The following is a 12,549-nucleotide window of genomic DNA, read 5'->3' on the forward strand; positions in this document are numbered from 1 at the left end:
TGACCAGCTTACCCTGCACCAACGATTACCTCTAGCATTTCTTTTTCATTGAAGTACCTATTGGCCATTGTCATAATGTCCCTGCCATCAAAGTTTTTGATATAATCAAGATGGCGGGTGTAATAATCAAAATTAAGGCCTTGGAAATGTACATGCTGGAAATGACTCATCTGATCGAAAGGACTGCTGAAATTAGCCAAAATGCTTCCTGCAAGATAATTTTTTATGATTTCTAGTTCACCAGCCGGAACAGGTTCCGTTTTAAGTCGTTCAATTTCCTTGTAAACCTCTTGAATAACCGCTTCACCATAGCCTCCCTTTACATCGGCCACTGTCATCCAGTATTCATTACCATTTAATTCACCTAGAAAGCTATTGATGCCATAAGTGTAACCTTTCTCTTCCCGAATATTTTTGATCAGCCTGCTGCCAAAATACCCGCCCAAAAGCGTATTGAGAACAGACAAGGCTGGATAGTCGGGATGAGATTTGGGAATCATCCACTTGGCAATCCTTATACTGGACTGTAGGGCTTCTGGTTTTTTTTCAAGCAACTTTGAGGATTGAACGACTCCTGTTGGTAGTAAATGAGGCGTTTTAGGCGAAAGAGGTAAATCACTAAACAGTAATTCAATTTGATTCAGGTCTTTATCAGAAAGCTGTCCTGTCAGGAATATTTGTGGCGATAGTAAAAAATCTTTTTCGTAATATTCTATCAGGTCATTTTGTTGAACCTCATCAACGTCGTCTTCAGTGACCTGATAACCAAAGGGATGGTCTTTTTCAAAAAGACTTTTCCGAATCAACTGGTTAGCACGAGCCGAGGTTTGTTCGTTTTTAATACTGATGCTTAGTTTTTTCTGAGATTTCCTCTTATTTAGCTCTTTTTCTGGAAAAACTGCCTCTGTAAACAATGACCTGAATACAGGTAAAACCTCTAGTAAGTGCTTTTTTGTTGTCAATAAACTCAAGCCTTGCCTTTCATATCCCGAAATAATATCCACCTCAGAGGCATGAAAATCAAAAAAATCATCCAATTTTTCCGAATTCATTGTTTTGGTTCCTTCCAACAACATGTACAGCATAAAAAAAGGCTGCAATGGTTTGCTGTGTTGATCTTTGCTGTTATTTATTGGAAAGACTACCTCAATCTTTATTGCATCAATATTGGGAAACGGAATATAATATATTGGTGTACCATTCGGCAAAACCCTTTTCTCGGGTGGGGTCAAATGGATTTTTTCCGGAATGCTATAAGGAGGTGCAAGACTTCGGTCTATACTCATTTTTGAACGTTGTATTGCAAGCTAAATCTAAGGGTTTCTGCCAATGGGTGATTTTGTACTTGTGGTACTAAATATGAAAAGTCAAAGCCTAAACGGTTGTATTTGAAGCCGACACCCATGGTGAAATATCTTCTTCCTCCTTTGCTTGCATTTTCATAAAAATACCCCAACCTAAGTGCAAATTTGTCATCATAGGAATACTCAGTTCCAAAGGATATCATTAGTTCTTGCAACTCTTCACTGAATCCATCCGGTGCATCTACAAATGATCCGAACATACCGCTTATCAAGGGCCTTGTAGGATCTTTTCCCGCCTCAATTTGCGGATTACCGGTGTTAGGGTCGATGACCAATTGCCCATTTTCATCTTCCATGTAGATGGGAGGGCTAGGTACCATTAGCTTATTTAAGTCTAGGGCAAAAGTAATTTTATTTAATTCATCCATAGGGATGGTAAGGGCAGAACCTATTCTGAAATTGGTGGGTAGGTAATCAAGGTCATCTGCGCTATTATAGGTGATTTTAGGCCCAATATTGGAAAGATTAATTCCCCAAGACAATACCCCTTCTTTATCGGAGATTAGTATTTCTGAGGTATGGTAAAGACCAACATCTGTGCCTACTGATACACCTGGTCTACTTTCATTGCCTCCAGATGCACTTATATTCCCGGATAAATTGGAGTGAATAAACCTTGCGCTGATCCCTAAGGATAAATTATCGGATAGTTTTCTTGAATAAGTACCGCCTATGGCGATGTCTCTGGGGCTAAAATCTCCCAAGGAATTTCCTTGTCCATCTGTCAAAGCAATGTCTCCCATATTGAAGTATCGGAGGTCTATACCAAAGGCAGATACATCATCTATTTTCTTGTAACCGGTGAGGTAGTTGAGAGACATGTCCGGAACTAGCCTGCCCAGCCAAGGGGAATAGGACAGGGAAAAACCCATGTCATCCTCAATAAATGCCAGCTTTCCTGCATTCCAATGTGCGGAATTGGCATCCGGAGAAGTCGCTACTCCTACGTCTCCCATAGCAGAATGTCTACTGTCAGGTGCAAAATTTAAAAATGGAACAGCCGTAATGATCACCCTCCTGTTAGGATCTTGGCTGGAAAGAACGACAGAGTTTTGTGCTTTGGTTTCGACATGAAAGAAGCCGAAAGCCAGCAAAAAAGTAAAAATGGGGAGACTGTTTTTAATTGCTTTCATTGAATAATGATTTTACCTGCTAATATATCTGAGGTTGCATCATCCTCAGAATATAAATTTAAATTGTAAAGATAAGTTCCTTTTATTAGATTTTTGGAATTACTGTTTAAAAATATCCATTGACTGTCTATTATTGACCGTTCAACTTTTGGAAAACGTCCTTTATAAGAAAATATTTCAGTTCCTTGTAAAGAAAATACGCTGATTTCTAAACTAAGCGTCTCGCCTAAACGATTGTGGGTTACCTTAAAATGAACTTGTTCGCTTGCAGGGTTTGGATAAACCACTAAGTTTTCAATTTTTATTTGCTTACTGCCTTGAACCTCTACCTTTTCCAAGTGTTTTGTGGTATTGCCCAACTGATCTATAGCCGTAATGACCAATTCGTTAAGACCTTCGTTCAAATCAAAAACCCAGGCTTTTACCCTTCCGGTCGTGTAGGTTCCATTTATGGCTTGATATTGGTCAATTAACGTAATTGGATCTCCATCGTTTATTTGAAGGGTTAGGCCTGCTGCATCAATTGTGTTAATGCCTGAATCATCCGAAACCTGGATCCAAATGGGGGTGTTGCGAGATGAGATGCTAGTTTTACTCGTTGTGCTATCCGCTATCCATAACTGTACCTCCGGGCCAATCTCTTCGGATTGATGGCCTATAGGTTGTATTTGATAGGGGATATTGGTGCTACCAAAAGCTTCCTTATTGAGGCTCTCGTCCATAGCAAATAGATTGATCCTAAAATCACTATTGGAAAAATTCTCTACAAAAGGGAGTAAAACTTCTCCTTTAAATAAACCTTGAACCACTTCTCCGGTTCCCCGGAACAAAGGCTGATTATAGGCCAAATAGCCGGTTTTGGGGCTTTCATCACCAAGTGTTTCCACTTCTTCCGCCGGCCCATGAATGGTAATTTCATAGCTCCCATCAAATTGACGCACAAGGGAACCGGTCATAGGGTCTTCGATATTTCCACTGTATTCAAGCCGATTCAACCCACTAAGTTCATCTGTGGTTATTTGGGTGTCCACTTCTATCCATTCTTTCGCACTTGCCTTATATAGGGGAATGTCTAGTTTTAGTGAAGGGTCTCCAAGTAGTGAGAAATTGCGGTTCAATGGCCCATTTAGGCTATTGTTTTTGGTTTCTTTAAATATTTCCCCTAGGGTGATGGCTTCATTCCGAGTAAAGGCAGCAGCAACGAATGCTTTGTTTAATGCATAATTAACACTGCTGAATACCGGTCTTCCGGTGGTAAGCATAGCGATGACACCCTTTTGCTCAGCCAGCAAAAGCTCCTCTGCCCCGGATCGAATATAGGGACTATCATGTCTTCCAAACTCACAGGTGGCAGTAACCATAATGGGAAATTTATTGCTTACCGGCCAATCTTCAATATCGCTTACACTAAATAGCCCTTCTGCTGTTAAATTAAGCTCGTTTCCATGACCAATATAATTTAGAAGTAAAATGCCTTCCTCTATTTCCTCAATAAGGGATTCTCTGGCTGCTGTTGCTGTTTGCAGATTGTTGGTTTCCTCCTGTTGAAAATTATCCAAGTATAGTTTTCTAAGTTCATAGGCTGGTGCTTGTTCATAAAGGAAAGCGGTATGCTTTTCTGAGTCATTCAAGTGAACGTTATTGTCTCCATCATCCGCAACAAAGAGGAGTTTCTTTTTCCAGTCTCCCCGGTTTCCATTTTGGTAACTGATGATTTTATCTACAGCGATTTTTGCCTCTCTGCTATTGATGGCCGGAATCCTTCCGATTCCGATTTTTAGTGTATGGTCCCCTTCCGGTGTTTCCAGCCAATCCCCTTCTCCAATTTCTAAAAAACCAAAATAATCATCAGATCCGTAAGTTGTCAGTGGATTTAAACTCACTCGGGAGCTGTAAGTTGGGACTAGATTAGGTCTGCCTCCAAGTTTGTGTTTGTAGTCAAAGCTTCCTTTCCCAAAAAACAGCACATTTTTCAAGCGTTTGGTGCTGTGCCAATAATCAGCAAGGAAATTTCTAATACTGGAAATGTCAGGGTTGCCATAGCCGTAACTGTCATAGATATCATTGGTCACTACTAGTTCGGTAGATAAACCCATGGAATTTTTGAAATCAGCAAGCCTTTTAGCCTGATTGTAGAGCAAGTTATTGGTAATGATAATAAACTCAGGCTCCTCGGAAAGAAGTTCTGACCGTAAGATTACTTTTTCCGGTTCCTCTATTCTTAAGGTGTTATTTTGGTCAAAGACTGCAATTTTTTTTACCGTGCCGGCTTGTGGTTGGTTGTTGTTTAATTCTTTTACCTCGTAGAAGTTTCCAACATCCCATATGTTTGTTAAAGCCGTTTCGATTTGGTATGGGGAATGGTCAAGGTTATAATAAATCCCGGCAGTTAACAGGGAGGAGGAAAACGGATATGCCAAAAGGATATTCTTAAGGTAGCCGGCCCCATTGGCATCAGTTGATGAATAAGTAAGCACTATTTCCTGACGGGCATTGCCTTCGGTTGTCGGGAAGCTGGCTTCAAAGTTTGTTTCCCTTCCTTTTATTGCATACCGACTATTGGGTATGGAAGAAATATCTGCTGAACCAATCACCTGGTTGTTGGTTGCGAAGGTGAGGGTGCTCTCAGAAAATGATTGGGCCATTGTTTGCGCCCACATAAGTACCCTGCCTTCTATCTTTGTGGTCGGATGAGGTATTTCAATGATATGGCTGCCACCATTAAATGTACGGTAACCAAACCAATCTCTTCCTGAACTTAGCAGATTGTCTTCCTCGGCTTTATGGCTTACCATTTGATAAAGAATGCTGGGAGTGTCACTGTTTACCTCAATCTCTTCCGGATCCTCTGCCGGTAAGATAGGGTTTGTACTTGGACTACCTGTTTGAAGTAGATAATAAAGTGTATCTGTATAAGGGTGGCTAATTAGCTGAGCTGAACCGTTCTCTGTGAAGACTTGATCTGCCCCTTCCAAAAAGAAATACAGTTTATTGTCAATAATTTTTTGAGGTACTTCTTTATATGAAAAAATACTGCTGTCAATTTTCTGGTCGAGCATTCCGGGATGTCCTAAAATTCGAATTTCATCGATGCTTCCCAAGTTCCAGTTTGTGGCTTGCTCTTGACTCAAATGGTACACTCCCTCTTCAAAAACAGGAAATTTATACAATTGCTGTGCTTGCACAGGAGTAAAACCGGCGATTATCCCGGCCCATAAAAGGAATACATATCTAATTCTTTTTTTCATGACCGCCCACCAAATTATTGACCAATGACAGACAAATATAGGAAAGCACAGCGATTGGAATTCCTGCCAATCCAAATAGCAAAATGCTTATCCCTGAAATGATTAGTACAAGGTAGCGCCATTGGTTGCCTTTCCATTTATAGTGTTTGAATTTAAGTGCTAGTAATGGAAGCTCCGCAGTTAGCAAAAATGAAAAGATAAGGGTCAAAGCGGTAAGTACCCATGGATTCTCCAGTCCATTTTCTATCCAAGTCACGGAGGTCCCTAATAGGGGTAAGGTTGAGAAAAACAAGGCATTGGCTGGGGTAGGAACCCCAATAAAGCTGTCTGCTTGTCTTTCATCTATATTGAATTTAGCTAACCTTAGGGCAGACTGTATGCCAATTAAAAAAGCGACATAGGGCAGCCATTCGTAAGGACTTACAGCTTCCAAAAGCAAGAATAAAATAAAGGAAGGCAAAACCCCAAAGGTGACCAAGTCTGCCAAGCTATCGAGCTCTTTACCAATTGGGCTTTGAACTTTAAGCATCCTAGCAGCGAAGCCATCGAAAAAATCGAAGATGGCTGCTGCAATGATAAAATAAAAACCGTAAAAAGGGCCATTGACCATCACGTAATGAATTCCAATCATTCCGGAAAGTAAATTCAAGCTGGTAAGGGCATTCGGTATGTGTTTTTTTATGGTCAATTTCTTGCGTTTTTTCCTACAAAGGGATTGTTTAACTTTTCAAAACCTATGGTAGTTGTTGGGCCATGGCCGGGATAGATGACTACCTCATCGGGTAAAGAGAAAAGTTTGTCTTTAATTGAATGGATAAGGGTGTCATGGTCCCCTCCCGGTAAATCTGTTCTGCCAATACTTCCTTGAAACAAGGTGTCTCCGGCAATGCAATTTTTAGATGCTTCATGGTACAAAACCAAATGTCCGGGTGAATGACCGGGTACCCAGATCGGCATTAATTCGGTGTTTCCGAAATTTACTATTTCACCTTCTTGAAGAAAATGATCAACTGTACTTTCTTGATATTGTGCAAAGCCATAATTAGGTGCATAAGTGCCTACAGCCAACAATATAGCCTCTTCTTTTTCATGAAACCACAGGGGAATATTGTACGTTTTTTTGATAAAGGCATTGCCCAGAACATGATCAATATGGCAATGGGTATTGATGATTTTTACCGGGTTTAACTGTTCTTTGGTTATAAAGTCATACAAAATTCCTTTTTCATGTTTTTCATAGCAACCGGGGTCGATGATCAGTGCTTCTTTAGTTTCGTCATATAGGATGTAAGTATTTTCAGAGAAAGGGTTGAAGGTAAAGGATTTAATTTGCAGCATTTTAAAATGATTTGAATTCCTGCATCAAAATAACAAAGAATGATTTAATTTTAGGCATGGAAGTGGATTTTTTACTTATTGGTCAGGGATTGGCGGGTACGGTTTTGTCCTATAGACTTATTCAAAAAGGACTAAAAGTACATTTAATAGATGATGCTGATCCAAACAGTAGTTCAAAAATAGCGGCTGGGCTTTACAATCCGGTCACGGGAAGAAATTTGGTAAAAACATGGAAGGCAGATGCACTATTTAAGGAGATAGAACCATTTTACAAAGAAATGGAAGCTTTACTTGGGCAACAATTTGTACACCCAATAGGTATTTATCGCCCATTTATTTCATTTGAAGAACAAAATGAATGGCTGGCAAAAAGTGCTGATCCACAGTATGATGCCTTTATTGATAAAGTTTATTCAGCCTCTCGCCATCAAGGGGTAAATGATCCATTTGGAGGTCTATTGCTAAAATCTACGGGTTATATTGATACCCGTAAACTGGTGGATAGCTTTGGGAAATGGCTTATTGATAAAGGCATGCTTACCAATAGCTCTCTTGATGAAAAAGATTTGATACTTACAAAGGATGGTTATTGGGAATACGAAGGGATCAAAGCGAAAAAAATTGTCTTTACCAATGGAATCCAAGCAAGGGAAAATTCTTATTTTAACTGGATACCATTTATACCGGTAAAAGGAGAGATACTGACTGTTAGACAGGATTTTACTTCTTCGGAGATTGTGAATAGAGGGGTGTTTAGAATAGACTTAGGCAAGGGGATTGGCAAAGTTGGCTCTACTTACAACAATGCAGAGATTAACTTAAGTCCAACTGAAAAGGGGAAAAAAGAAATTCTTGATAAACTTAAGCAGTTAATTAATGAATCCGTAGTTGAAATTATTGACCACCAAGTGGGGATCAGACCGGGTATAAGAGATAGAAAACCGGTGCTTGGAAAACATCCGAGCGAGGAAAGCGTTTATATATTCGGTGGATTTGGTGCTAAAGGTGTTTCATTAGTACCTTATTTAAGTAATCAGATGGTGAATCTTCTAATTTGTGGAGAGGAACCTGAGAAAGAAGTGAACATAAATAGATTTTTTAAGTATATTTAAAACATTGGCTAAAAATTCTAAGGCACCTAAATGAGACTTAAATATTTACTACTAATATGTATCCTTGCTTCCAGCCTCAATAGTGGTGAACTATTGGCGCAGTTTAATAAGGAGAAGTTTGGAAAAAATAGAGTTCAGCATAAAAATAAGGAATGGTATTTTTTCGCATCCAATAATTTTGAGGTGTATTACTACGATGGGGGCCAAAGAAATGCACGGATGGCCATTGATTTTTTAGAGAGTGAATTTGACGATTTAACCCAATCCATAGGGTATGTAGCCTATACAAAACCGAAGATTTTTATTTACAACTCCAATCAGGAGTTGCTAGAAAGTAATTTAAACCTTAATACAAACAACTATACTGTTGATGGACAAACCTTCTTCAGTAAGCTCTTAACTGAGGCTGCTTATGTGGGCTCCTGGGAAGAATTTAAGAAAGAGTTGATATATAAAACCTCTAAAATCATCATTGAAGAAATGCTTTACGGCTCTAGCATTTCAGATGCCTTCCAATCTAACCTAGTCAACAATTTTCCGGATTGGTTTATCGATGGTGCAGCGAAATACCTGGCCTATGGCTGGAGCAGAGAGATGGATGATTTTGTCCGCCATTATTTAAGAGAAAACGATAACCCTAAACTCTTTAAACTTCAAAATGAGGAGGCCGGTCTGGTAGGACAATCCATTTGGAATTATGTGGTGGAGAAATATGGGAGAAGGTATATTTCAAGTATTTTAAATCTAAGCAGGATCAATAGAAATGAGGCGACAAGTATAGCCAATACCCTTGGTAGAAAATTCAAAGACTTTTCTACAGAGTGGGCCAAGTTCTACAGGGATATAAATTCAGGAGTTTTTGAAACCTTCAAAGACATCAATGAGCAAAATGTAATTAATGTGACGCCAAAAAATCGTTTTGGTGAAATCACAGGCATAAGCTTTAGCCCTGATGGCAAAAACCTAGCATATGTAGAGAATGTGGAGGGGAAATTTAAAGTCAAAATTAGGGAGGTAGCTACAGGTAGAGAAAGTGTGATTTATAAAGGCGGCTATTCCTCTTTTGAGCAAGATGCCGATTATACTACCCCGGCTATTGCTTGGAGAGATACCCTGAATTTAGTAATAGGGACATTCAAAAGAGGGGTGACCACGCTAAGAATGAGGGCCATAGACGGTAGTAGTCAAGATAAAATATTTTTAAGAAATATTACACAGGTTTTAGACCTGAACTTTTCACCCGATGGCCGTACCATGGTACTTTCTGCCATCAACAATGGAAATACAGATGTGTATACCCTGAACATGAAAGGACAGGGGAGAAGAATTACAAATGATGTGTTTGATAATAGAACACCGATTTATCTCAATGATTCCACAATAATATATGCTTCCAATAAAGTTGACTTAGCGGATAGTCTGCTTGCAGGAGTTATTGATGTGCACAACTTTCCTGATTATTATAACCTGTTTCAGCTTAGTTTAGGGGATTCAATTTCAGAATCGAGATTGACAAATTTGAACCATGTTAACCTTTACCCCGAAAAGCTGAACAATGCAACCATTTTATACCTTAGTGAGCAGAGTGGGATTACCAATTTGATGCGCTTGGGATTAGGGAGTAATGTTTCAAGTCAAGTTTCTGCCTTTAACAATAGTTTGGAATCTTTTGATTATGATGTGGAAAACAACAAGTGGGCTTATTCTATAAAGGATGGAAGTCGCAGTAAGCTCATATTGGAAACTTTTCCCAACATGGATCAATTTACTCCAAGTACTCCTAGGGTTCAATTGGAACAGGCCAAGGCAGTAAACAAAAGAATTTCAGACCGAAGAATTCAGCGGCAAGAGGAAGAGGAGGTAGAAGTTGAAGAACCCACAGCTCTCCCCGCAGATCAGGATGTTTTGTTGACGCCTGCTGATACCAGTGTTGCCGGTGTTGATCTTGAAGGATTGTTGTCTGGAGGAGATTCTCAGGTGCTGGAAGAAACGAATTTGCCTGAAAGTATATCGACAGAAACGGACAGTGTTCCAAGTCAAGCCAATCAAAAGACCACGGCCATAAACGTTGATCGATTGAGATTTGAAACCGAAGGGGGGCTGGATACAGACAATTACACTTTTGATACCATTCCTAATCTTTATGGACAGCAGTCGGCCAAGCCTACAGAAGATCCTTCAGGACTTGCTGACCGTAGGAGCAATATTTTAGATGCTTTCAGGCAGCAAAACATGGTGAAGCGGGTTCAAGGTCCCAGAGATTATGTGCCTCAATTCATTACAAGTAGCTTGAATACCTCATTTGTGATTGATCCGTTGAGGGGGTTTGGGCTAAAGCTAAGTGGGCAAATGACTGATTTGTTAGACAATCATGCCATCAAAGGAGGGATACTAACAGCACTTGATTTTCGTTCAGGCAGTGACCTATATTTCGAATATGAATACAGGAAATACAAATTGGACATAAGTGGCAGGTTTGATCGAAGATCAATCATGAGGAGTGAAGGAGACCTTACTTTTCAGAAATATGTGCTAAGCAAAACAGAGGTAGGTGTTTCTTATCCATTGTCCACAAGTGCCAGGGTAAGTCTCTCACCATTTATTGCCAAAACCCAATATTTTAATTTAAATCCTGACTCAATCATTAGAGGAGGTGATGGTCCTCAAAATCGATTGGATGTAAATTATGCCGGTGGAAGTGCAGAAGTGGTGGTGGATAAAACCAGACAGTTGGGCTTGCATATGGAACAAGGTTTCAAGGGTAAAATAGGCATGTTGCATTATCAGGGGCTGAATCACAGTGATAGGTCTTTTAGCAATGTTTACCTTGATCTAAGAAATTACCAAAAAATTCATAAAAACATTACCTTGGCCACCAGGCTTTATGCCGGAAGCTATTTTGGTCGAAACCCACAACAATACTTGGTTGGAGGAATGCAAAATTGGTTGTTTAATAAATTTTATCAGCCGCCGACCAACCGACCGGAAGTATCACCTATAAGAAATGAGGATGGTGTGGAAAATTCTAATCTTCTTTTTACCGAATTTGTGGATTTACGGGGTTTTGACTATGATGAAATCCGAGGAAATAATGTCATTACCTTCAGTTCTGAATTAAGGATTCCATTGTTTTCTTATTTGTCTAGGGGGAATATTACTTCGAATTTTATCAGGAATTTCCAATTGGTAGGTTTTTATGATGCAGGCTCTTCTTGGTCAAACTCGGCACCTTGGGAGCGTGTCAATGATCAGAACACTGAAGTGATCAATACGGAGGGTTCTCCTTTTGTAATTACATTAAACAATTTCAATAACCCTTGGCTCCAAAGTTATGGTGCTGGTGTAAGAACCGTTTTGTTAAATTATTACGTAAAGTTTGATGCTGCCCGACCCATACGAAATTATTCGGTTGAAAAAACGAGATTTTATGTAACTTTGGGTTATAATTTTTAGATACAAAATCTTTTGAGATGATAAAATCCATGACAGGCTTTGGCCTGGCGGTATATGAGGACGACAATTATACGGTTCAAGTAGAAGTTAAAACGCTTAATTCCAAGTTTTTAGACCTTAATTTTAGGGCTTCCAAGCAGTTTTCAGAGAAAGAAACGGAAGTCAAAAGTGCCGTTTCAGGAATCCTTGAAAGAGGCAAAGTCAATGTATCCATTGAATTCAACTCTAAAAAAGAAGATGACCTTCCCATAGTTATACAGGAAGAACTTTTTCAGAAGTATTATCAGAAATATTCAGAAATGGCCGCAATGGTGAATGGGACTACTGATGATATTTTTAAGCTTGCGCTACAGTCTCCAGGAGTCAGTACTGTAAATGTAGAGAAGGCTGATTATAATGAGGGTTGGAAAGTTATTTTACCGGTACTTAACGATGCCTTGAAAGATTGTGATCAATTTAGAATCAATGAAGGAGCAGTTCTGATGGAGAAATTTCAAGATAGCCTTTCCATTATCACCGATAATTTAAATAGCATTAAAACCTTGGTCCCTGTTCGTAAAAACCGATTGATTGAAAAAATTAGAAACAACTTTTCAGAATGGGTTAAAGATCAAGATTTTGATAGAAATCGATTTGAACAAGAACTCATTTATTATTTTGAGAAATTAGACATTACTGAGGAGATCGTAAGGTTAGAAGCCCATTTGAACCTTTTCGCTGGAGTATTGAAATCTCAAAAGTCTGAAGGTAAAAAGATGGGGTTTGTCAGTCAGGAGATGGGAAGAGAGATCAATACCATCGGTTCCAAAGCAAACGATTCTTCTATTCAACATCATGTGATCAATATGAAAGATGAGCTGGAGAAAATTAAAGAACAGGCCTTGAATATAATTTGATAAGG

At 39.3% G+C, this 12,549-nt stretch carries 8 protein-coding genes; 3 read left to right on the plus strand and 5 right to left on the minus strand.

Features of this window, described 5'->3' with window-relative positions; all coding sequences use genetic code 11:
* Positions 1-8 precede the first annotated feature (8 nt).
* The 5 genes from Q4534_RS03365 to Q4534_RS03385 are packed head-to-tail and all read right to left on the minus strand — an operon-like array spanning position 9 to position 7,083.
* The gene (locus Q4534_RS03365) at positions 9-1,286 is read right to left on the minus strand and encodes a pitrilysin family protein (RefSeq protein ID WP_303611757.1); all 1,278 of its coding nucleotides are present in this window, start codon (positions 1,284-1,286) and stop codon (positions 9-11) included.
* A complete protein-coding gene (gene porV, locus Q4534_RS03370) occupies positions 1,283-2,497 on the minus strand; it encodes a type IX secretion system outer membrane channel protein PorV (RefSeq protein ID WP_303611758.1) in 1,215 nt (404 codons plus the stop codon). Before porV ends, Q4534_RS03365 begins: the two co-directional genes overlap by 4 nt.
* Positions 2,494-5,745 (minus strand): type IX secretion system sortase PorU, encoded by a 3,252-nt coding sequence (porU, locus tag Q4534_RS03375; protein ID WP_303611759.1) that lies wholly within the window; start codon positions 5,743-5,745, stop codon positions 2,494-2,496. The genes porV and porU overlap by 4 nt, the downstream gene beginning before the upstream one ends.
* Positions 5,729-6,433 (minus strand): CDP-diacylglycerol--serine O-phosphatidyltransferase, encoded by a 705-nt coding sequence (gene pssA / locus Q4534_RS03380; protein ID WP_303611760.1) that lies wholly within the window; start codon positions 6,431-6,433, stop codon positions 5,729-5,731. The genes porU and pssA overlap by 17 nt, the downstream gene beginning before the upstream one ends.
* The gene (locus tag Q4534_RS03385; RefSeq protein WP_303611761.1) at positions 6,430-7,083 is read right to left on the minus strand and encodes an MBL fold metallo-hydrolase; all 654 of its coding nucleotides are present in this window, start codon (positions 7,081-7,083) and stop codon (positions 6,430-6,432) included. Before Q4534_RS03385 ends, pssA begins: the two co-directional genes overlap by 4 nt.
* 56 nt (positions 7,084-7,139) lie before the next feature.
* Between Q4534_RS03385 and Q4534_RS03390 the strand changes: the two genes are divergently transcribed.
* The 3 genes from Q4534_RS03390 to Q4534_RS03400 are packed head-to-tail and all read left to right on the plus strand — an operon-like array spanning position 7,140 to position 12,544.
* A complete protein-coding gene (locus Q4534_RS03390; RefSeq protein ID WP_303611762.1) occupies positions 7,140-8,195 on the plus strand; it encodes an FAD-binding oxidoreductase in 1,056 nt (351 codons plus the stop codon).
* Positions 8,196-8,225: 30 nt separating this feature from the next.
* A complete protein-coding gene (locus tag Q4534_RS03395) occupies positions 8,226-11,648 on the plus strand; it encodes a biopolymer transporter Tol (RefSeq protein WP_303611763.1) in 3,423 nt (1,140 codons plus the stop codon).
* Between the two features lie 17 nt (positions 11,649-11,665).
* Entirely contained in the window at positions 11,666-12,544 is an 879-nt protein-coding gene (locus Q4534_RS03400; protein ID WP_303611764.1) for a YicC/YloC family endoribonuclease, read from the plus strand.
* Positions 12,545-12,549 lie beyond the last annotated feature (5 nt).

Source organism: Cyclobacterium sp. 1_MG-2023 (assembly GCF_030546805.1).
In the GTDB taxonomy this organism is placed as follows: domain Bacteria; phylum Bacteroidota; class Bacteroidia; order Cytophagales; family Cyclobacteriaceae; genus Cyclobacterium.